This is a genomic window from Armatimonadota bacterium, from assembly GCA_028871815.1.
GTDB lineage: Bacteria > Armatimonadota > Chthonomonadetes > Chthonomonadales > Chthonomonadaceae > REEB205.
The window spans coordinates 128304-150709 of sequence record JAGWMJ010000001.1 but is presented as its reverse complement, the minus strand read 5'-3'; the positions used below and the strand labels follow the sequence as shown (position 1 = coordinate 150709).

17 protein-coding genes and 1 tRNA gene are annotated in these 22406 nt (G+C 62.5%); 15 read left to right on the top strand and 3 right to left on the bottom strand.

All coding sequences use genetic code 11. The features are described 5' to 3' along the window. Nucleotides 1–8 precede the first annotated feature (8 nt). Nucleotides 9–1106, bottom strand: coding sequence for a redoxin family protein (locus KGJ62_00600; GenBank protein MDE2125072.1), 1098 nt, complete (start codon nucleotides 1104–1106; stop codon nucleotides 9–11). Nucleotides 1107–1313: 207 nt separating this feature from the next. Here KGJ62_00600 and pgl point away from each other — a divergent pair, with 207 nt between their 5' ends. The 3 genes from pgl to KGJ62_00585 all read left to right on the top strand — a co-directional run bounded on the left by pgl (nucleotide 1314) and on the right by KGJ62_00585 (nucleotide 3439). Beyond that, entirely contained in the window at nucleotides 1314–2063 is a 750-nt protein-coding gene (gene pgl / locus KGJ62_00595) for a 6-phosphogluconolactonase (protein ID MDE2125071.1), read from the top strand. Nucleotides 2064–2120: 57 nt separating this feature from the next. Then, nucleotides 2121–2194, top strand: a tRNA-Asp gene (locus KGJ62_00590). Between the two features lie 405 nt (nucleotides 2195–2599). Beyond that, nucleotides 2600–3439 (top strand): prepilin-type N-terminal cleavage/methylation domain-containing protein, encoded by an 840-nt coding sequence (locus KGJ62_00585; protein MDE2125070.1) that lies wholly within the window; start codon nucleotides 2600–2602, stop codon nucleotides 3437–3439. 239 nt (nucleotides 3440–3678) lie between these two features. Here KGJ62_00585 and KGJ62_00580 read toward each other — a convergent pair whose 3' ends face one another. Beyond that, complete coding sequence (locus KGJ62_00580; GenBank protein ID MDE2125069.1) at nucleotides 3679–4854, bottom strand: exo-alpha-sialidase; 1176 nt, start codon at nucleotides 4852–4854, stop codon at nucleotides 3679–3681. A 61-nt stretch (nucleotides 4855–4915) separates the two neighbouring features. Between KGJ62_00580 and KGJ62_00575 the strand changes: the two genes are divergently transcribed. The 3 genes from KGJ62_00575 to KGJ62_00565 are packed head-to-tail and all read left to right on the top strand — an operon-like array spanning nucleotide 4916 to nucleotide 8286. After that, entirely contained in the window at nucleotides 4916–5290 is a 375-nt protein-coding gene (locus KGJ62_00575) for a DUF1801 domain-containing protein (protein ID MDE2125068.1), read from the top strand. Next, nucleotides 5287–8061: a family 78 glycoside hydrolase catalytic domain gene (locus KGJ62_00570; GenBank protein MDE2125067.1), complete on the top strand. Its 2775-nt coding sequence runs from the start codon at nucleotides 5287–5289 to the stop codon at nucleotides 8059–8061. Before KGJ62_00575 ends, KGJ62_00570 begins: the two co-directional genes overlap by 4 nt. Nucleotides 8062–8109: 48 nt before the next feature. After that, nucleotides 8110–8286, top strand: coding sequence for a hypothetical protein (locus tag KGJ62_00565; protein ID MDE2125066.1), 177 nt, complete (start codon nucleotides 8110–8112; stop codon nucleotides 8284–8286). 443 nt (nucleotides 8287–8729) lie between these two features. On the opposite strand, the gene metF is transcribed toward KGJ62_00565, so the two are convergent. Further along, complete coding sequence (gene metF, locus KGJ62_00560; protein MDE2125065.1) at nucleotides 8730–9656, bottom strand: methylenetetrahydrofolate reductase [NAD(P)H]; 927 nt, start codon at nucleotides 9654–9656, stop codon at nucleotides 8730–8732. A 103-nt stretch (nucleotides 9657–9759) separates the two neighbouring features. Here metF and KGJ62_00555 point away from each other — a divergent pair, with 103 nt between their 5' ends. From KGJ62_00555 to KGJ62_00515, 9 genes are all read left to right on the top strand, one after another. After that, nucleotides 9760–11166, top strand: a complete 1407-nt coding sequence (locus KGJ62_00555; GenBank protein MDE2125064.1) for an MFS transporter — start codon at nucleotides 9760–9762, stop codon at nucleotides 11164–11166. Nucleotides 11167–11195: 29 nt separating this feature from the next. After that, on the top strand, nucleotides 11196–12446 hold the full coding sequence (locus KGJ62_00550; GenBank protein ID MDE2125063.1) for a competence/damage-inducible protein A: 1251 nt from the start codon (nucleotides 11196–11198) through the stop codon (nucleotides 12444–12446). Nucleotides 12447–12565: 119 nt separating this feature from the next. Further along, a complete protein-coding gene (gene recA, locus KGJ62_00545) occupies nucleotides 12566–13606 on the top strand; it encodes a recombinase RecA (protein MDE2125062.1) in 1041 nt (346 codons plus the stop codon). Next, the gene (locus KGJ62_00540; GenBank protein MDE2125061.1) at nucleotides 13603–14808 is read left to right on the top strand and encodes a cofactor-independent phosphoglycerate mutase; all 1206 of its coding nucleotides are present in this window, start codon (nucleotides 13603–13605) and stop codon (nucleotides 14806–14808) included. Before recA ends, KGJ62_00540 begins: the two co-directional genes overlap by 4 nt. Next, nucleotides 14808–15974, top strand: a complete 1167-nt coding sequence (hisC, locus tag KGJ62_00535) for a histidinol-phosphate transaminase (GenBank protein MDE2125060.1) — start codon at nucleotides 14808–14810, stop codon at nucleotides 15972–15974. The genes KGJ62_00540 and hisC overlap by 1 nt, the downstream gene beginning before the upstream one ends. 24 nt (nucleotides 15975–15998) lie before the next feature. Continuing rightward, entirely contained in the window at nucleotides 15999–16400 is a 402-nt protein-coding gene (locus tag KGJ62_00530; protein MDE2125059.1) for a hypothetical protein, read from the top strand. A gap of 164 nt (nucleotides 16401–16564) precedes the next feature. Then, on the top strand, nucleotides 16565–17692 hold the full coding sequence (locus KGJ62_00525) for a trypsin-like peptidase domain-containing protein (protein MDE2125058.1): 1128 nt from the start codon (nucleotides 16565–16567) through the stop codon (nucleotides 17690–17692). A 149-nt stretch (nucleotides 17693–17841) separates the two neighbouring features. Next, the gene (locus KGJ62_00520; GenBank protein MDE2125057.1) at nucleotides 17842–19281 is read left to right on the top strand and encodes an efflux RND transporter periplasmic adaptor subunit; all 1440 of its coding nucleotides are present in this window, start codon (nucleotides 17842–17844) and stop codon (nucleotides 19279–19281) included. A 34-nt stretch (nucleotides 19282–19315) separates the two neighbouring features. Further along, the gene (locus tag KGJ62_00515; protein ID MDE2125056.1) at nucleotides 19316–22387 is read left to right on the top strand and encodes an efflux RND transporter permease subunit; all 3072 of its coding nucleotides are present in this window, start codon (nucleotides 19316–19318) and stop codon (nucleotides 22385–22387) included. Nucleotides 22388–22406 lie beyond the last annotated feature (19 nt).

The window sequence follows — 22406 nt, the reverse complement described above, 5'->3', positions numbered from 1 at the left end:
CAGAGCCGTTACTTCGTGTGCGTCTTGGACGCGGCGTCCTGATACTGCTTCAGAGTTGCGGCGAACTGAGCCTTGTCATCCGCAGTCGCCTGTCCGGAAGCATCGAGCGCTTTGATTGCGTCCTGCTGCGCCGTTACGGCCTTGTCGTTCTGGCCCAGCTTGGAGTAGGTGGCAGCCAGCGTCATCAATACTCCCGGATTGCTGTGCGTGGTTAACCCATCCGCCTTTTGGATCAACTCCAGCGCCAGGTTGTAGTCTGGAGTCTTGAGCGAGGGGTCGGCAACGATGTTGGCCGCCAGCATATTCAATCCGCCGGCGCTATCCTTGTAAGTGCCCGCTTCCAGCTGGCGCGCAAATGCGTAGGCGCCTGCCTCGTTGGTGTGGAGCAGCAGCGAGTACTTGAATGGCGCCACCCGGTCGGCGTAGTCCGGGTGCTCCGCCAGCACCTTGTTCAGCGCGTCCAGCGCCTGCTGTGGCTGATTTGAACCCGCGAACTGGCCAACCGGCTTCATCGCGTCGGTAAACTCCTGCTCCTTCTGGTGCTCGGCCGTGCGCTGCGCGGCGAATGCCTTTGAATCGAACGTGCCGTCCAGGATCTTCGGCAGTACCGGGCCGAGATTCATCGGATGGCCGATCCAGGCAATCTTGCCGGTGCGTCCCACAACAAATGCTGTGGGTATGCCGTTCTCGCCGGCAGCTACCATCCAGTTCTTCCCCATGTAGCCATCCATGCCGTCTACGGCTACGTTGTAGTTCATCTTGGCGCCCATGCTGTCCACAAACTTGGTGACGGTGCTCAGCGTGGTTGCCTGATCCTTCAGGTGCTCAAACGAATCCACACCGGTGAAGGTCACCTTTCCCTTGTACTGTGCAGCCAGCTGCGTGATGTGCGGAATCGATTCCTTGCACGGCCCGCACCACGTGGCCCAAAACTCCACCACGTATACTTTGCCCGGCTGGAAACTGGTGAACGGAGTGCCCTTCACCCACTTGATCACCTTGAGCGGTGGGGCGATGTCGCCTACATTGAGCGTGTTGCTTGCCAGCGCTGCGGCCGAAGCGGCCAGCGCGGCGCAGGCAAACAGCGGGAAAAGCTTGAGTCGCATAAAAACGGTCCTTTCGACGTGTCACATCGCTGCCGTGCCCGCAGGCGTCGCCAGCCGAGATACAGACTGGCGCCGAGTGTACCCGGTATCGCGAATTGCGTTCGGAAATGCCGCACACGCGCGCCGTCACGCGCCCTGCAGGTAGTTTGGATGTTCGCGCACACCGATGGGTTCGCTCTCTGAGCGCCTCCGGGTATAGTCGCATTCATGAAACGGGTCGTTGTTTCGCCCACATTGCAAGAGGTCGCCGACTCCGCCGTCGAGCTGGTTGCCGAACTGGCTGCGGAAGCGATCGCCGCGCGTGGTAGCTTCCGCCTCGCACTATCCGGTGGTAATGCCCCGCGCGCCATGTATCGCACGCTGGCCAGGCCGGAGGTCGCATCGCAAATCGATTGGTCACGCACGCACATCTTCGTCAGTGATGAGCGGTGCGTGCCCATCAGTCAGCCGGAGAGCAATTGGGGCGCAGCAGCCGCGCTGTTTGTCAATAGCCTTCAGGTCCCACCCGAAAACCTGCATCCTGCCTGGGTACCGCAGCAGTCGCCGGAGCAACTTGCCGCTCGCTACGAACGTGAAATCGGTGAGGAGTTCGGCTTGCCGCCGGGACCCGCGCCATCGTTTGACCTCATTTTTCTCGGGTTGGGAGATGACGGCCACACCGCATCGCTCTTTCCAGGCAACCCATCGCTGAATGTCACCGACCGCTGGGTTGTGGCCTCTGCACCGGGAACACTGCCGCCGCCGGTTGATCGGATCACGTTCACCTATCCGCTCATCAACGCCGCAACCTGCGTAGTACTGTTGGTGACCGGCGCCGCTAAAGCGCGTATTGTCAACCAGGTGGTCAACGGGCCCTGTAACCCCGAGCTCCATCCGGCCTGCGGCGTGATGCCACAAGCGGGCGACCTGGTGTGGCTGGTGGATGAAGCAGCGTCAGCAGCATTTCGAACGCATTAGCAGATGCAGGCGTTGACCCTGCAGAACCGCTTCGCGGTATACTATCGCTCGCACTGTGGGGGTGTAGCTCAGCGGTTTAGAGTGCCTGCCTGTCACGCAGGAAGTCGCGGGTTCAAATCCCGTCATCCCCGCTTTTGTTCTCTACGGATCGATTGAGCCTGCCGGGTTGCAAGCGAGAGTCCGTACCGTTGTCGCCCGCTGTGTTGGTAGTCGGCCTGCAAACGGTCGTCCGGGTATTGCCGTAACGCGGGACCGTATACCAACGCACATGTCCTCCTGGCTCCCCAAGCCGGTATTCCGCGATTTCAAAACGCTGCGGTAGGCGGTAGAGCCGGCGCCGCGGCAGCCGGCATACCCTCCCAATGCGCAGCCATACCCCTCAGCGAGCCGCTCCCAGCGGCCGCGATGGATCGCCACAATACTTCGTCTCTGATGAAACGCTTCGGATGTGGTATCGTCCACACGGTTGCGGCGCGTAGTGCGCGGCAACCACGCACCGTGGTCGGCAGTACTATCGGCATTGAAAGGGCAAAACTATGGCTGCAGCGCAGCAGGTCATTTCTCCCCGCCGGCGTGCCGGCTTCACACTCATCGAATTACTAGTAGTTATAGCTATTATTGCTATATTAGCGGCAATCCTGTTTCCCGTGTTTGCACAAGCCCGAGAAAAGGCCCGACAGACTGTTTGCCTCTCCAACGAGAAGGAACTTGGACTTGCGTTTGGCCTGTATGTGGAAGACTACGACGAAACGTTCCCCATGGATCAGTACGACGCGTATATGACGGGCGGCGCGCCCGACGATACATCGCTGATCTTTTGGACCGATGTTCTCTATCCGTACATCAAGAATGGTGACCGGTACGGCAACTACACCTGGGGTGTCGACGGCGTCTACGTTTGCCCCTCCTACCCACAGCCGATCTATGGCGTGCCCTATGGTGGCAACTACGCCCTGATGCCCGACGGCCTTATGAGCTGGACTTTCGGCACGGCCCTTACGCCGCCCGGCCGTCTGGCCGATCTGCAGACGCCCTCGGATACCGTAGAGCTGGACGAGCAGGGCGTGAATGACGCCCAGTGGACGTACGGCATGTTCTATCCGGAAGAGGACCTATGGACCGATACCGTGGGCAACCCGCCGGGCTCCGTGAACGGCCAGCATTACGATCTGATTTACGGTGACTGTGACGCTACGCCGGCCCAAATCGCTATCGGTAACGGCACGTATGGCGGTTGCGGTACCTACCCGCGCTACCGGCACACCAACTCTTCCAACTTCACCTTCTGCGACGGGCACACCAAGTCGATGGCGCGAGGGCAGTTGAACTGGTACAAGAACATCTACGTGGCCGGGCTGATGCCCCCGCCGTACTGAAGCCGTGATAAGAACGCGCTGCATAGCAGCCGGGCTGCTTCTCTCAATCGCCCTTGCCTCCGGTTGTGGTGGCAAGGGCGGCACGGCTACGCCATCCACCGTAAGCGCTCGCCTCCAGAACATTCAAGGCTTAACTCCGCAAGGGCGTCAGCTGACGCTCCAGGCCGCGCAGAACCGACAGGCGGGCGGTCGGATGCGCGGTCAGTTGATGCACAGGATGCACGGCGGACACTAGCCGGTCACCAGAGCAGTCGGAAGCCGGAACTGCCGTCGTACCAGCCGGTCGCGATGCCCCACACCGGAAGGCCTGCAGCACTGCCTGCCGCGCCCAATGGCGTACCATCCGGTCGGTAAAGCTGCCAGCCCACGCTCCCGCCCTGTTCCCAGCCGGAACCCTGGGCCCACGCGAGCAGTATCGTGCCATCGGGTGCCGCCGCGAGTACCGGGTGCCTGGCAGAATCGGACGCTGGGCCCACCGGTGCATACGCAGCGCGACCATTTGCGCCTATTCGCGCCATGCGTACCTGCCCGTGCGTCTCCCACGCGGCAAACAGCCTTCCGGCGGACAGTAACAGGCTGTAGGTGCTCATCGGGCACGCGCTAATTCGCCAACGGTCCAGGATGTTGGCGCTGAAAGACGCGCCGTCATCGTGCGAAACCAGGAGCATCGTATCGCGTTCCACACCGGCGCGCGCCGTGCGATACAGCACAGCCAACAGGCCGTTTCCTCCCGCCAGCATTCGCATTCCGCAGCACCCGCAGGCGCCCAATTCGCCAGGATCGATCCTGTGTTCCGGTGAAAAGGTTATGCCGTCGTCGTGCGAATGCGCCAGCCAGACTCCGGCGCGAGCTTCGCTGCGGGCGCCAGCCAGCGCATGCCAGGCAACCCAAACGTTTCCACGCCCGTCGGCCGCTACCGAGCCGCCACCATCCAGCCCGCCGGCGCGAGATACCAGGTTCCGCTGCGGCAGGAAAGAGCTGCCCCCGGCAGGTATACGCGTAAACGCCTCGTACATTTCCGGATAGCCGGCCGCCGACTTCGGCCCAAGGCCGTTGAACGCCACGTAGACGGCTCCGCCTCGCCCAACCGCAATCTGTGCAGCGCGTACCGTCCCGGTGGCAAGGGCAGTGCCCGGTACGGAATTGACCCGGATTGGGCCGACCTGCACCGCGCCATCCTGCGCAAGGCGTTCATAATAGAGGTTGCCGGCCTGTGCCGGGCCGCGGTAAAACACCACATGAACGCGCCCGCTCGAATCCACGGCTGACTGCGGCTGGATGGCGCCGGACTGAAGACGCTGGCAGATCACCCGCGGCAAAGTCTGGCCGCCGGCAGGCGCGAGAAGCAGCGCAGTCAGCGCCACAAAGCCCCAACGCCGGCCAAAGCTGCGGAACTCGGCGAGGTAGTGATCCACAACCCATTGTAACCCAGGCCGACCGGTGCAAAGAGCCGGGACGAGGAGGCAGATCGAGACCATGGCGGCAGAAGGCAAACCTGAAACGGTGGACGAGTACATCAACTCCGGCCCCGCCGAAATGCAGGCTCTGGCGCGGGCCGTGCGCGGATTCATCCAGGAAGTCGTCCCGGATTGCACCGAAAAACTGAACCCGTGGTCGGTGCCCGAATACAACGCACACGGCCCGCTGTGCGGCTTTCAGATAGCAACCCGCCACATTACATTCCTGTTCGTACGCGGTAACTTCGTGCATGACCCGGCAGCGCTCCTCGAGGGTACCGGCAAGAGCTGCCGCCACGTAAAAGTGAAGTCGCAAGCCGATCTTCAGCGACCGGAAATGCGCGAGCTGCTATTGAACGCGGTAACCTACAACCGGAGCCTGACCGCCGAGTGACACGCAAATGGCCGGCACTCTTGATCGCCATGACTGCGGCTTTTTCCGTGGTGACGGCCGCGGTAGCAGCGCCTCAGCCGTGCACCGTCCGGCCCATTCACCTGCGAACCGAGTTTCTCTCTAACCCCGCTGCGCTCAATACACGCCACCCACGCTTTAGCTGGCAGCTGGCGCCTACGCGGGCAAACGCGCATAATCTGATCCAAACCGCGTGGCGGATCGATTGCGCGGACGCAGCCGCCGGCTTCCCCCGGAGCAGGGCGAAACTGTGGAGCAGTGGCTGGATACCGTCGGCCCAGCAGAATCAGTTGGTGTATTGCGGCCGTGCCCTGCATTCCCGCGAACGAGTTTGCTGGCGCGTTCAGGTGCGCGATCGCAGCGGCACGGTATCCCGGTGGTCGCCGGTTGCCATGTTTGGCGTGGGTCTGCTGCGGCGGGACCAATGGCACGCGCATTGGATTGAGCAGAGCGCCTCGGAAACCGGACCTCTGCCGCTTTTCCGCTACGCATTCCACCTGGCCGCACAACCGGTAAGGGCTACGCTGCGCATCTGCGGCCTCGGGCAGTTCGCCGCGTGGGTGAGCGGGCACAGCGCTGGGCGGAACCTCCTGCAGCCGGGATGGACGAACTACCGCAAGACCGATCTGTACCGGACCTTTGACGTGACGCGGCTTGTGCAGAGAGGCGCGAATTCGATCGCGGTGATGCTGGGTAACGGCATGTACAACGTTCAACCGGGCCGGTACTCAAAGTTTCTCGGGAGCTTCGGTCCGCCGAAGCTGATCGCCGAGCTCACTCTCCACATGCCGGATGGCGCAACACGCTACATTGGAACCAGCAAGGGATGGTTGGCCGCCCCAGGTCCCATTACGTTCTCCAGCATCTATGGTGGCGAGGATTACGACGCGCGGCTAACGCCGTCCGGATGGAAGCATCCAGGATACAAGCCGGATCAACGTTGGCATCCTGCCGTCCGGACACATGGCCCAGGCGGACGGCTGGAGGCCGAAATGACGCCACCTGAACGCGTCTATCGGGTTCTGACTCCTGTGAAGCCTCCGCAGCCGCTGCTCGGCCAAGCATCAAACGACGCCGCGGCGGATCGGCACCTCGACGGTTGGGTTTACGACTTCGGCCAGAACAGCTCGGCTGTGCCCTGGATCGAAGTGTCGGGTGCACCCGGCAGCGTCGTAAGGCTCACGCCGTCCGAACTGCTGAAGAATGGCCGGCCCGACCAGAGCCAGACAGGCGCCCCGGTCTACTACCAGGTCACACTGCGAGGGAAGCGGCCGGAGGTCTGGCGACCGCTGTTTGGCTACGGTGGCTTCCGCTATCTGCAGGTGACCGGCGCGGCGCCCGCAGGTCTGCAGAAGGATGGCGAGCCGGTGGTTCTCGGCGTCAGGGCCGAGGTACTCACGCCCGCGGCCCCACAAACCGGCTGGTTTCGCTGTTCCAGCACGCTGCTCAATCAGGTCCACCACCTGATCGTTTGGGCAATCCGCAGCAACATGAAGAGCATTCTCACCGACTGTCCGCACCGTGAACGGCTCGGCTGGCTGGAGCAGGATTGGCTGATGGGGCCGGGCGTGATGTTCAACTTTGGCTGTGCTCCACTGTACGAGAAGATTGAGCGAGATATGGCCGCGAGCCAGACGCCAGGCGGCCTGATTCCGGATATCGCACCGGAGTACGTGAAATTCGGAGATGGGTTCCGGGATTCGCCCGAGTGGGGCAGCGCGTGTATCTGTGGACCCTGGGAGGCGTGGCGGACGTATGGAGATCGGAGGATACTGGCCCGCAGTTACACCACCATGCGTCGGTATGCCAACTACCTATGGTCGCTTTCGCGGGGACGGGTACTGCGGTATGGCCTCGGCGACTGGGCAGATTGGGCGCCGCATAATACGCCTCTTGGCCTCACGGCCACAGCAACCTTCTGCCTGGACCTGCAGCTTATGGCGGCCATCGCCAGACTGGTGGGAAGGCCGGCCGACTCTGCGCAATATGCTGCCAGGTACCGCACGCTGAGGCGCGCATTCGATGCCACGTGGCTCGATGCCGCAAGCGGGACCATTGCCGAAGACAGCGATGCCGCTAACGCAATAGCCCTCTGCTGCCACTTGATCCCGCACAATCTGCGGGCCGGCATCCTTCACAAGCTGGTGGATGCCATCCAACAGCGCGGCTGGCACACCACGGCGGGTGATGTGGGCAATCGCTTTGTGTTGCGAGCACTGGCCGAAGGTGGTCGCTCCGATGTAGTCACGAAAATGGCGCTGCAGACTGCAAGCCCGAGTTACGGCTACCAGGTGACGCACGGCGCCACTACACTCACCGAGAATTGGGATGGGCCGACCAGCGGCGCTTCTCAAAACCACTTTATGATGGGCCACATCGAGGAGTGGTATGAGCGCTTTCTGGCAGGTATCTCACAGCCTGCGGGAACGTGCGGATACTGCCGTATCGTCATACAGCCATGGATAGCCCCGCAACTTCGGTATGTTGTGGCCCGCTTCAATAGCGCCTCGGGTGCGATTCGAAGTGGTTGGAAGCGCACGGGCAGCCGCGTTCGGCTCACTGTGCAGATTCCCGCCAACTGTACGGGGGATGTGGTCGTGCCCACGCGTGGCGTTCGCAATTGCCGCGCGAGGGCGCTGCCCGTGGGTGCGCGGAGCTTGCCCCGGTATCTGGGCAATCGCGCCGGTGAACCGGTTTACCGGGTCGCATCCGGTACCTGGAGTTTTAGCTTTACCCAGCAACCGGAGGGATGATCCGCGAATGCCGCTGCCTGTGAGCTGTCGGCATCAGGAGCGAACGATTTGCATTTATTTCAAACGCGTCGCTGCAAGAGTTGCGGCCACAAATTGACGCCTATTGTGGTCAACTGTGAGCGCTGCCGCGCTGCGGTGCCGGGGCGGCACTTTCAGTACTACCTCCTGCTCGTCCTTGGTGTCACAGCCGCCACCGTGCTGCTCGTCCACATGCTCAACCATTGACGGCCGGCTTGGAGCGCCAGACCGGTGCGGAGCGAACGCTCGACCGCTATGAGCCTGTGCGTCGTGCCGGCCGGAACGTTGTCGAGATCCGGCTTTGCACCGAACTTACTGCGTTTGGAGCTTTCCGGGCCGTCGCGCCACCCAAAGTCCCGGGCGACCGGTAGTTCCGGCTGGCGACTGTGATGGGTGCTTTTCCCCGGTACCGTCCGCGTCACAAAACCGCGGAGGCGCGCCATCTCAGCAATGCAATGCACGTTGTCGTAACTCACCAGAGTCGTTTGCCGCTACGTCCGCCTGAGGGCCGAGAAGTACCGATTAGACTGCAGCCACATGGCCGCGCAGCTCCACCAGCACAAGGCGCTCAACCGGCCCATGTCCGGCCAAAAGCCGGGGGCCTTCTGGAGTCCGCCAGCCCGGTACCGCTTTCGCGAGCCGGACAAGCCTCATCCTGCACGCGGCTCCAGCAACTGGCGCGAGTTCTGCACGCCGAGGCCGGCGTAGATTTCCGTGGTTGCGTGCGAGCGGTTCAGGGTGTAGAAGTGGATACCGCGTACTCCGCCATCCAGCAGATCGCGGCACTGCTCGGTTGCCCAGTGAACCCCGGCGCGGCGAATGCCGTCATCATCGGCGCACCGGTTGAGCAATCTGATCAACCGTGCCGGAAACCGACACCCCAGCGCGAGCTCGGCCATCCGCTTCAGCCCCTGCATCGAGGTGACCGGCATCAGACCGGCGATGATCGGTACGTTGATCCCGGCAAGTTGGCACCGCTCCCGGAAGTCAAAGAAATCGCGATTGTCGAAGAACAGCTGGGTCACGATGTAATCGGCGCCGGCATCCACCTTCGCCTTCAGGTAGTCCATCTCCAGCAGACGGTTCGGTGTTGCTGGGTGCCCCTCTGGAAAGCCGGCGACTCCGATACCAAAGCCGCGACGGTCCGGATGTACGCCGCTCTCGTTGAAGCGCCGTATATACGCCACCAGATCGGTGGCATAACGAAAGGCATCCTGCCCCCGGTCGTAACCGGCACGGTCCAACGGTACATCGCCGCCCAGCGCATGGAGATTCGATATGCCGTTTTCGGCATATCGCTGCAGCATCGCGCGAATATCCGCCTCACTGTGGCAGACGCAGGTAAGGTGTGGCACGGCATCGCACGATGTTTCGCGCTTGATGCGCACCACCAGATCCTGAGTCCTGCCACGCGTTGAGCCGCCGGCGCCGTACGTCACCGAAACGAAGCTGGGCTGCAGCCGCTCCAGACGCCGGATTGCTGCGAACAGGGCTCCCGCCGCATCGTCGGTTTTGGGAGGGCTGAACTCGAAGCTGAAGGTCGTGGTTTGAGCTGCAAATATATCGTGAATATGCATGGCTTGCGCCGTATGATACCTTCCCGGCTGGGTCGCCTCGCCCTCACGGAGCGCGTTGACGCAGGAACCCGCCCGTGCCATACTGACAGACCGGCCCTCACTCATGAAACGAACGCCCCTCCTTATCCTGTGCCTCACGCTGTTCCTGGATATGTTGGGGTTCGGATTCATCATGCCGCTGCTGCCGGTGTACATCACGCACTACGGCGGCGCGCCATGGGTGGGTGGGGCGCTGATGGCCACCTTCTCCCTGATGCAGTTCGTTTTCGCGCCGATCTGGGGCCGCCGGTCCGATTTCACGGGCCGCCGACCTGTGATCCTGGTGGGCCTGGGCGGCTCCGCGGTTTCGTACTTCTTCTTCGGCGCTGCGCCAAATCTGGCCGTGCTGTTTCTGGCGCGCGCCGCCTCCGGCATCCTTACCGCAGCCAGCCTTCCCACATCTCAGGCCTACGTCGCCGACGTTACTCCACCTGAGAAGCGCTCGAGCGGAATGGCCATGCTCGGAGCCAGCTTTGGACTGGGATTCGCTTTCGGTCCGCTCCTCGGCGGCGTGCTCGGACGGTACTCCCTATTCGGACTTCCCGCGCTGGCAACACCGGCTCTCGTTGCGGCCGGCCTTGCCGTGGGCAACTGGTTTCTGGCGTGGCGACTCTTACCGGAGAGCCATACCGACCGATCCGTCACCCAGGAGAAGCGCAGCGCGCTGGATGCGTTTCCGGCAATCGCTCGTGCCTTTCGCGATCCCACCGTCTCGCGGCTGCTGACGGTAAATGTATTCATCACATTTGCTTTTACTGCCGTGGAGTCCAGCTTCAGCTGGCTGGTAATCCTCCGCTTACATCCACAAATGGTCGTCAACGCGCAGCAGTTGTGGCGGGGCTTTGCGTCCATGCCGACCGCGCGCATTCCGGCAGATATCCGTGCTTTGGCCCCGGCACATGTCGACTGGGCCCTCTTTACGCGCTCACATTTCGCGGCTCTCGCGCCGAAACTGAGGAACGACTTGATCGAGCGAGCCGAGACCGCCGTCACCAGCCGGATATTCGCTATCGTGGGCGTCGCCCTCCTCATTACTCAGGGGTTCGTGATGCGCGGCCTCGCCCAGCGCGTTGGAGAGCACATTCTGGCCTCGTTCGGCGTTCTGGTACTTACGATTACGCTGATCGTATTGGGTTACACCGGAAACCTTGCGGTGCTCTATATAGCTTCTTGTGCAATCGCGGTCGGAATGGGCGTACTCGAGCCCTCCATGAGCGCGATGATCACGCATGCGGCCGGACCGAAGCGGCGTGGTCAGATATCCGGAACGCAGCGCGGCCTCGGCAGCCTGGCCCGCATGACCGCGCCACCGCTCAATAACTGGCTCGTTGCCGTTCATACCTGGATCCCGTTTTACGCATCGGCTGCGCTGATGGGAACGGGATTCATTCTGAGCCTGGGCATCAAGCCGATGTCTGCTATCGACGCCGAGGGCCAAGCCGAGTCTGCCGGAGCGCAGGCGGCGCCTTAGGCCGCGGCGCCGGCAATGGGAGGGACGGTGTGCGCGCTGAAATCGTGTCGGTTGGTACCGAGCTGCTGCTCGGCGACATCGTAGATACCAACGCCGCCTATCTCGCGAGAGCGCTCTCCGAGATTGGAGTATCGGTCTACCGGCGCGTCACGGTGGGCGATAATATGCCTCGCCTGGTCGCGGCTCTCAAGCAGGCCTATGCCGATGCCGACGTGGTGTTGACCATAGGTGGCTTGGGCCCCACGATGGACGACATCACGCGCGACGGTCTGGCTGAGGCCTTTGGCCAAACGCTGCACCAGGACGATGCTGCAGCCGACCGCATCAAAGCGTTCTTTGCTCAGCGAAAACTCGCGCTGCTGACGGGCAATCTGCGTCAGGCCCTGGCGCCGGAACGCGGCTGGCTGATCGATAATCCGAATGGCACAGCGCCGGGCGTGGTTTTTGAAAACCCCGGTAAGCTGGCCATCGCGCTTCCGGGACCTCCGTCGGAGTTCATTCCGATGGTGGACAATCACGTTCGCCCACTGCTGCAGGCGCGCGCTGGGCCCGGGCAGGTAATCCGTTCGCGAACGCTGAGAATCGCCGGCGTGGGCGAAAGTGCGGTTGAAGAGCGTGTTCGCGACCTGATGCTGGGCGACAACCCAACGGTAGCGCCGTATGCCAAGCCCGCCGAAGTTCATCTGCGCATCACGGCACGGGCGCCGGATATTACGGTGGCAAACGCCATGCTCGACGCGATGGCGCAAAAACTTCACGAACGCCTCGGCGAGGCGCTCTACGGTGAGGATGCCACCACGCTGGAAGAAGTTGTGGTGAAACTGCTTCTGAACGCGGGTACCACGGCGGCAACCGCCGAAAGCTGTACGGGTGGGCTGCTCGCCAAGCGCCTCACCGATATTCCAGGCAGTTCCGGTGCTTTTCCGGGCGGTGTAGTGGCGTACAGCAACCGTGCCAAACACGAGTTGTTGGAAGTTCCCGAAGAAACGCTACACCGCTTCGGCGCGGTCAGCCGCCAAACTGCAGAGTTGCTGGCCACGGCCGCCCGCGATCGCTTCCACACCGACTTCGGCATTGGAATTACGGGAGTCGCCGGCCCGGATGGCGGCACCGAGGCGAAGCCCGTCGGCCTGGTCTGGATCTCACTGGCCTGGTCCGGAGGCGGTCTCATCGAGGAGTGCCGGTTTATTGGCCAGCGCGATAGTATTCGTTGGCGCTCCTCGCAGACTGCGCTGAATCTGCTCCGCCTGGAGCTGTTACGACGCAAGGCGGGCGGTTAGTCAAGCGCCAGGATCGGCACGTCGGTAACTGCCCCCGTAGCGGGAAGGCAGCGTGCCTTTGAGGTAACCTGAGGGCCGAACCGAAACCACATAATGGGTCCACGAAAGGACATCCACTCATGAGCCTTGACCAGCCGGTGACCGCGGATTCGCGGAAGCTGAAAGCGCTCGAAATAGCCGTAACATCCATCGAAAAGCAGTTCGGCAAGGGAAGCATCGTGCGTCTCGGCCAAGCCGAACGGTTGAATGTAGACGCCATCTCCACAGGCTCAATCGCCCTCGATCTGGCGCTCGGCGTCGGTGGCGTACCCCGAGGCCGGATCACCGAAATCTACGGAGCCGAATCCTCTGGAAAAACCACCATTGCATTAACGGTCATTGCTCAGGCGCAGCGCCTCGGCGGAGTGTGCGCCTACGTGGATGTGGAGCACGCCATCGACCCGGAATATGCGCGCAAGCTGGGTGTGGATGTGGATAACCTCTACATATCGCAACCGGCCACCGGTGAGGAGGCGCTGGACATAATGGATGCGCTTATCCGCTCCAGCGCGGTGGATGTGTGCGTGTTGGACAGCGTGGCGGCGCTGGTACCCAAGGCCGAGCTCGAGGGTGACATGGGCGATAGCCACGTAGGGCTGCACGCGCGCTTGATGTCGCAGGCGCTCCGAAAGGTGGCCGGCAGCATCAACCGCACCAACACGGCGTGTATCTTTATCAACCAGATTCGCCAGAAGATCGGCGTAATGTTCGGCAACCCGGAGACTACAAGTGGCGGCCTCGCGCTGAAGTACTATGCTTCCGTCCGAATGGACGTTCGCCGAATTGAGACGGTGAAGAACGGAACCGATGCAGTAGGGGCACGCGTACGGGTCAAGATCGTCAAGAACAAAGTGGCGCCGCCATTCCGACAGGCGGAGTTCGACATTATGTTCGGCAAGGGCATTTCACGCTCCGGCAGCGTTCTCGACATGGGCGTGGATACCGGCATTATTACAAAAAGCGGCGCCTACTTCTCGTACGGCGACATCCGGCTGGGTCAGGGCCGCGAGAATGCGCGTCAGTATCTGGACGAGAATCCGGCCGTTATGGACGAACTCGATGGAAAGCTGCGCGGTGCTCCCACCGCGGCTGCGGTAACTGCGCCCGACGAAGAGGCATGAAGTACATCCTGCTCGTTCCGGATGGCGCGGCCGACGAGCCGTTGGAAGTCCTGGACGGCAAAACGCCCCTCCAGGCGGCTCGTACGCCCAATCTGAGCCGCATGGCAGAGCGTGGTTTTACCGGCTCAGTCCAGGTAACCCCGCTCGAAATGTACCCGGGCAGCGATGCTGCCAATATGGCGCTGCTGGGCTACAACCCGGCCGAGTACTACACGGGTCGCGGACCGATTGAAGCCGCCGCAATGCAGATACCAATGGAGCAGCGCGATGTGGCCTTCCGCTGCTCGCTTGTCTCTACCGATTGCGAGCGCCTCACCGACTACTCGTCCGGCCACATTACCACCGAAGAGGCACGCCCGCTGGTGGAGCTGGCGGATCAAAAACTGGGCGTCAGTTGGCGCCGTCTTTTCCCGGGAGTATCGTATCGGAACATCCTGCGGTGGTCCGATGGACCTACCGAACTGGAAACCTTCGCCCCTCACGAGTCCGTCGGTACGGCCCTCGATGACATCTGGCCGCGGGGCGACCAGGAGGATAAAGTCCGGTCATGGATCGAGGATTCCATCAATCTGCTGGATGGAGTTGCCTTCAACCGGAATCGGCGGTCCGAGGGCAAGCCGCCAGCAAATATGCTGTGGCCATGGAGCCCGGGACGGATGCCGCACCTGCCACCGTTCACTTCCCTCCGCGGCGTTACCGGCGCGGCGGTTTCCGGCGTGGACGTGGCGCGCGGTTTGGCTCGGTTGACAGGTCTCGAGGTGATTGATGTTCCGGGCGCCACCGGATACTTCGACACCGATTACGCAGCAAAGGGCCGCGCCGCCGCTCAAGCGCTCCAGCGCCATGACTTTGTCTGGATTCACGTTGAGAGCCCGGACGAAGCCGGCCACGCCGGCGACGTGGATGAAAAGATCCGCGCGATCGAGAACTTCGACCGGCTCACCATAGGCCTGCTGCTTGCCGGCATATCCGAAAGCGCCGATTATCGCATTCTGTGCGTGCCGGATCATCCCACACCGATAGCCACGCGCCGCCACGCGCGCGGCCCGGTCCCGTACCTGCTCTACGATTCACGCGAGATGCTGCGCGGCGCCGGCCGGGCGCCTTTTGATGAACGGGCGCTGGATGATGTTAGCCGCCTCCAGCCTGAGGGATGGCGGCTGATGGATGAGCTGTTCTCCGCGCCGCGAGGACCAGCGTGATGGTCACCGATGCGAACCGGAAAACCAACGAGGCGACCGCCGCAGCGGAGGCGTCGGCCGTCGCCGAGCGAATCCAGAGCCTCGCGATGTACAAACCGGGCAAATCTGTGGAGCAGGCGCAGCGTGAACTGGGGCTCGGCTCGTTCATAAAGCTTGCGAGCAACGAAAACGTACTGGGGCCTTCACCGCTTGCGGTTGACGCGATCCGCCGTAGCACAGCCGAGATGCATCTTTACCCGGACCCGGACGCCTTCAATCTCTCCAGTGCTTTGAGCCGGCGCCTTGAGCTGCCACGCGAGGCGATACTTCCCGGCAATGGTTCCGACGAGCTGATACATCTCCTTGGCGTAACGCTGCTGGAACCTGGCGATGAGGTGATAGCCGGTACACCGTCATTTGCCCGGTATCAAGCCGCAGCCGTTCTGAACAGGGCTGCGTTTCACGCGGTAGACCTGCTGCCGGACGGACGCTACGATGTGCCGGCGATGGCCCGGCGTGTTACAGCCCGCACGCGCCTCGTTTTTATTGCCAATCCCAACAATCCCACCGGCAGACATATCGATTCCGATGAGATGGAGCAGCTGCTCGCGGTGATGCCGCCGCGCGCTCTTCTGATTCTGGATGAAGCGTATGGAGAGTATGCCGCGGAGGCGCCCGGCTTTCCGGACAGCCGTGCCTGGATACGCCGCGGAGCTGGTGTTGTCGCGCTGCGAACCTTCTCCAAGGCGTATGGACTGGCCGGTTTGCGCGTCGGCTACGCATTGGGTCCGCCTACCGTGCTCTCGTGGCTGCGCCGAGTTCGCGAACCATTCAGCGTCAGTTTGCCGGCTCAGTCAGGCGCAATCGCCGCTCTTGAAGACGTTGAACATCTGCGGCGGACGCTCGAGATGAACCGGCGCGGAAAGCAGATTGTGGTCCAGTTGCTTGCCGCGCTCGGGCTGGAGTGCCCACCCTCCTCTGCCAACTTCGTTTGGTTCGATTGCGGAGAGTCGGCTGATGAAGTTGCCCGCCGGCTGCTTCAGCGTGGCGTGATTGTTCGCAGCGGCGCGCACTTCGGCGCGCCCCAACACCTGCGCGTGACGATCGGCGAGGAATCCCATATGCAGGTCTTTGGCGCTGCCCTTGCCGCTGCATTGGCAGCAGGGCGTGGAGCAGGCGCCCTGTAGAGCCTGCTGTGTTGGTACCCGGGCATGCCAAAGTACCCGCATCTCCTGTTGGTGTGCAGCGCCATCATCGTAACAACGGCAGCTGCAGCCGCCCCAATAGGTGCGCTCCGCCCTGCTTTGAGCGTTGGCGCGGTAGCAGCCGGTTCCGGCGCGCTGTTCGGCGCCTCGTTGGCGGCCGTTACCCGCACCCGGCAGCCGCTCGTCATCTACCTCCTCTTGCTGCTAGCCGGCTTGTGTCTGGTCCCGGTGCTGCTCGGGCTACCGCCAGCCGGAGAGTGGCAGATCCACCCCTGGCCGCACGCGCCGGCGCTCGTTTGGAACTACTTCGACATCGCTCGGCCGCTGCAGTTCTTTCTGGCGGTACCGTGGCCGTTTGCCGCGCTGGGCCATCATGCAGCCGACGTACCGGGCAATCGCCGGCAGTGACCCTCGGCTGCACCGCCGGTTGGCAACGGCTCTGGGCAGCCATTTCGTAAGGAGTAGGAGAGCCACCGGACGAAAGAATTGGCACGGGTTAGAACAATCACAGGCGACACCAAAGGCGTCGCCATATCGCCTGAAGTATGCTTTTGGAACAGGATGAGCGTGAAATGAACTCTGATACCTCGCGACAAGTTGGAGATCGGCGCAGCTGGCGCCTGGCTTTTACCGTAATGGCGGCCGTGTGCGTCGCTGCACTCCTTTTGTTCCCGAATCTGCGCGTCACCTGGCGCGAACCGGCAAGTCGGGCCGATCCGTTCAAGCCCGGAGCTCCACAACCCCTTGGCGCCAATGAGGTTTACGCGCGTGCTGCCAGGATCGCCAGCCCGTCGGTCGTCAATATCGATGCCCAGCAGGAGTACACGCCCACCGGCGCACAGCAGTTCTTCTATGGAACCACGCCGGAATACACGCAATCGCATGGCAGTGGCGTGGTCATCGACGGCACCGGCGATATTCTCACCAACGAACACGTGGTCGGTCGATCCAATCCGGGAAAGAGCATCCGCGTTACGCTCCCCAACGGCACCACCATACCAGGCACGATTGTGGGTTCCGATCACCTCACCGATGTGGCGCTGGTGCATGTGAGCGCCGCAAACCTCCCGGTTGCGAAAATGGGCACCGTGCGTGGATTGGTTCCCGGCCAGATGTGCGTTGCCATCGGCAATCCATTTGGCCTTGGCTTTACGGTAACGCATGGTGTGGTTAGCGCGTTGGGTCGCCCGGTTCAGGCCGAAGGACGAATGTATAAAAACCTGATCCAGACCGACTGCGCCATCAATCCCGGGAATTCGGGCGGACCGCTCGTGGATCTCTCCGGCCGCATTATCGGGATCAACACCATGATCCTGAAGGCCGCTAACAACATCGGCTTTGCCATTCCTATCGACACGGCGCTCGCCGTTGCTTCCGAGCTGAAGAAGTACGGCCGCATTCGGCGGCCCTGGATGGGGATGGTGGTCTTTACGAACACCGCAGAAACAGCCGCCTATTACGAGATCCCCGACATTGCGGGTGTGGTGGTCGATTCTGCGCCGGCAAACGGGCCCGCGGACCAATCGGGCTTTCAACCCGGCGACGTGATTACGCGAATCGATGGCGTGCGGATCCATGATGCCGAAGAGTACTCCGGCGAGGAAAGCAAGCTGAAGATCGGGCAGAAGGTAACGGTACAGGTCTACAGGGCCGGCTCGGTCGGCACCGGAACGATCACCGTGGGGGAGACACCAAGCTGAAGTCAGGAAGTAACCATTCGACTCGTTCGCACCGCGGCGCGGCCCTGGCGCTTATTGCGGCCGGTCTCGGCATTGCCGGCGCAGGCTGTGTCGGTCATCCCGCGGTAGATCCGCCAGCCTCGACACCCCCAGTTTCCGTAGACACCGTAATGGCCGTGGCCCGGCCCGTGCAGGATACGGTGGCGGCCCAGGGTCTGCTTGGACCCGTACAGGGCGGTGCGGCGCGTGTGGCGCCCGTGCTCTCCGGACGCATCCAAAGCGTGAACGTGCGAGAGGGTGAGCATGTAACTGCCGGCGAGATTGTTGCGGTGATGGATCACGCTACGCTGGACGCCCAAACCGCCAGTGCGGCCGCGGCCGCACAAACCGCCAGCATCCAGGCGCAGGAAGCAGCGCTCGCCGCAAAGGCCGGTGCGGCCGACCAGGCATCGTCGGTAAGGCTGGCCGGGCTCGCGCTGGATGCTGCGCGTAAAGATCGAGCCAATTCGGTGGCCCAGGCAAGGCTGACACTGGATACCGCCCAGACCGACCTTCACAAGACGGAGGCCGGCGCGCGACCACAGGAGATAGCGCAGGCAGAGCAGGTGGTGCTCCAGAACCAGGCGACGCGCGACCGTACTGCGTCGGAAGTAGTGCGCGTGCACTCACTGCTGACCAGCGGAATCGACTCTCAACGGCAGCTGGATGATGCGAAGACGGCCGAAACCATCGCCGGCGCCAACCTTGCCGCGTCGCGACAGGCGCTTGCACTGCTCCGCGCCGGTGCACGGCCCGAAGACCTCCAGGCGGCAAAGCTGCGGGTCAAGCAGGCCGAAGCCGCGCTGGCGGCCGCACAGGCAGATGGTAGCGCGCAGGTGGCAAAGGCGGCTGCAGCCCTGGTTCAGGCGCATCAAGCCGCTCTGCAGGTGCGTGTAAAGCAGCAGGACGTCATTGCGATGACCTCCGCTGCAGCGCAGAAGCAAGCAGATATGAGGGCCGCGACTGTGGCGGACTCATATTGCCAGGTGTGCGCGCCGCTCAGCGGCATTGTGGTAAAGCGATACCTCAATCCCGGCGATATGGCCGACAGCAGCACACCGATCCTCCAGATTGGCGCCGATACGGCACTCGATCTGCAGGCGAGCCTGCCGGCCGACGAAGCGTCGGTTGTGGCGCCCGGCCAAAAGGCAAGCGTTTCGATAGACGGAATCAAAAGCGCCGTCGCAGGGCTTGTAACTACTGTGGGACAGGTGGATGCCCAGACCGGGCTGCTGAGCGTAAGGATCCGCGTGGACAACCGCTCCGGCGTGCTGCGATCCGGCCAGTTTGCAACGGCTCGGATCGTGGTGAAGATCAACCCGCACGGAGTGCTGGTGCCGCGTAATGCGATCGTCAATTCGGGCGGACAGCCCGCCGTATTTGTTGTCGGCGCAGACAATACGGCGCACCACCGGGATGTACAGCTTGGGCCCGATCAAGGCAATGGCGTGGAGGTGAGGAGCGGAGTAAGCGCCGGTGAACAGGTTGTGACCACCGGCGCATGGGAACTGGATGAGGGCGTGAAGGTGCAGCCGCACGTTATCTCCAATCCGGAGCGCGCAGCCTCTTGACGGCGCCACGGCTTGCTTTTACAGGAGCGCGCGCATGAACATCAGCACCTTCGCCACACGGCACATCAAGGCGATCGTGTTCGCCACGCTGGTGCTCTGCTTTGTCGGCGCCGCCGCGACAACCACATTTCCGATCTCGATTCTGCCGGATGTGACCTTTCCGCGGATCATGGTGTTGGTGGACGTCGGCGAACAGCCCATCAGCGTGGTGGACGTGCAGGCGGCCCGGCCGCTGGAAGAGGCGATCGCAACGGTTCCGGGCGTCCGCCACATCCGTACCCGAATGGAGCGAGGCGGCGCCGAAATATCCGTCGATTTCAACTGGGGCACCGACATGGCCTCGGCGCTGCAGCTGGTCTATAACCAGATCAACATCGTGCGCGCGCACCTCCCAGCCGGAAGCAGCGTCTCCGCGGAGCGCATGAACCCAACGGTGTTTCCGATCCTCGGCCTCTCGCTGGAATCCAGGCGGGTATCGCCGGCCGAAATGTGGACCTACGCCAACTATACGCTGCGTCCGATTCTGGCGCGTGTTCCCGGCGTGGCCAGGGCCGTTGTCCAGGGCGGTGCAGTGCCCGAAATGGCCGTGGATGTCAATCCCGCTCGGGCCGCAGCCTTCGGCCTCTCGCTTCCAGAAATTGAGCAGGCGATTGCGGCCAGTAACCAGGTTCAGGCTGTCGGCCGGGTGAACCGGCAATACCAGCAGATGGATGCCCTGGTCTCCAGCCTCTCCACCACACCGGATCAACTCGGCAGGATCGTTGTGGCACAGCGAGGCGGCATCCCGATTTCTCTCTCCATGGTCGCCCACGTCTATCCATCGGTGCAGGATGCCACAACCATCGTAACGGCGAATGGCCACCGCGCGGTACTGATGAACATCGTTCGGCAGCCGGCCGCTAACACCGTGCAGGTGGCCGACGCGGTGCGTGCACAGTTGGCGCAGATGAAGTCGACACTTCCCGCCGGCACATCCGTTGGCGTGTTCTACGACCAGTCCAAGCTGGTGAACGAGGCAATCGGCAGCGTCCGCGACGCGGTTCTGATCGGCGCCGGCCTCGCCGTGATCGTGCTGCTGATGTTCCTTGGCAATATCCGTGCGACGTTGGTAACGGCGGCCATCATTCCGTCAACCGTACTGATCACGTTCCTGCTAATGCGTCTGGTCGGCCTGACACTCAACCTGATGACGCTTGGAGCGATGGCTGTGGGTACCGGGCTGGTGATCGATGACGCGATCGTGGTGGTTGAGAACGTCTTCCGGCATCTTGCCCACAATGAGCAGCGTGTCAAGGCTGTCCAAACCGCGGCCTCCGAAATTGCACCGGCAATGATATCCTCCACGCTTACAGTGGTCGTGGTCTTTCTGCCACTCGTGCTGCTAACCGGCATCGAAGGCGCCTTCTTCTCGGCGCTGGCCATCACGCTGGTGCTGGCGCTGATCACCTCCCTCTTCCTGGCGCTGCTCGTAAGTCCCAGCCTTTGCGCTGCGTTTCTTCACAGCCGATCCGGTGGCCACGAGCATGGACCGCTGTTCGAGAGACTGTTGACGCTGTATGAGCGCGTCCTCGATTTTGCCCTGCGGCGACGCTGGGTGGTAGCCGCGTTCTGCGGCGTGCTGCTTGCCTCCACCGTGTGGCTCTCGGGCCGGATGAAGACCGGGTTTATGCCCGAGATGGACGAGGGAGCATTCATCCTGGACTACGTAACGCCTCCAGGAACTTCACTTGCCGAGAGCAACCGCGTTCTGATGCAAATCGAGGCGATCTTGCGGCAAACTCCCGATGTGCAATCCTTTTCGCGGCGGACCGGTACCGAACTAGGCTTTGCCGTCACCGAGCCCAACAGTGGTGACTTTGCCGTAACGCTCAAGCAGGGCCACCGCAGGCCGATTGACGACGTGATCGCTTCAGTCCGTAAGCGCATCGCGGCGCAGGTGCCCGGCGTGGATGTGGACTTCAGCCAGGTATTGCAGGATTTGATCGGCGACCTGGCAGGCGCGCCGGCCCCTATGCAGGTCAAACTGTATGGCCCGGATCAGCAGCAGCTTGTGGCGCTGGCAAACCAGGTCGAGACCAAAATCAGGAAGATAGACGGTATAGCCGATGTAAAAACCAGCGCGCCGGCTGCCGGGCCGCAGTTGGTTTTCCATGTTAATCCCGATCGGGCCGGCCGCGTGGGCCTCACGCCGGATGCCGTGGCAGCACAGGTGAACGCCGCCATGTTCGGCGATGTAGCCACGCAAATCCTGAGCGATGACAAGCCGATGGACGTTCGCGTGCGCTATGCCGATCGCTACCGGAATCGGTTGGATCGCATCGAGGAGCTGCCGATCCGGACCCCTGGCGGCGAATGGCTGCCGCTCGCGGACCTCGCAACGGTGCGACTGGTTCCAGGCACAACCGAGCAAACCCGCGAAGATCAGCGTCGTCTGGTCTCCGTGGATGCGCAGCTGAGCGGCCGCGACCTCGGGAGCGTCTCGCGTGACGTAACCCGAATGATGAACTCCACGCCACTTCCGAATGGCGTTCGCTGGGAGTTGGGCGGTCAGTACAAGAGCCAGCAGCGCTCATTCAAAAGTCTCGCGATGGTGCTTGGACTGGCTATCGTGCTTGTATTCGCGGTGATGCTGTTCAAATTCGGGGAGTTCACGCTGCCGATCGTGATTCTGTCGGTTATGCCGCTCTGCCTCTTCGGCGTGATGATGGCGCTGTGGCTAACCGGGACGCCTTTCAACGTCTCCTCGTTTATGGGAGCTATCATGCTGGTCGGCATCGTGGTCAAGAACGGAATCCTGCTGTTGGACCAGGCCCAGCGGGCAGAGCGTGACGGCGCCTCGCCACGGGAAGCGATTGCACGCGCGGGACAGTTGCGCCTGCGCCCCATTCTGATGACCACGCTTGCCGACATCCTCGGCCTGGCGCCGCTGGCACTGGGCATCGGCGCCGGCGCTGAGATGCAGCAGCCGTTGGCTATCGCGGTCATCGGCGGACTATCTCTTTCAATGCTGCTCAACCTCGTGGTGGCGCCTACGCTCTATACAACCATGCGCGAGGTAGCAGCCGCGCTGTCGGCGAGGAGACAACCGGTCGTCGCAGCAGACTGAAGGCACGGGAACGGCGTCG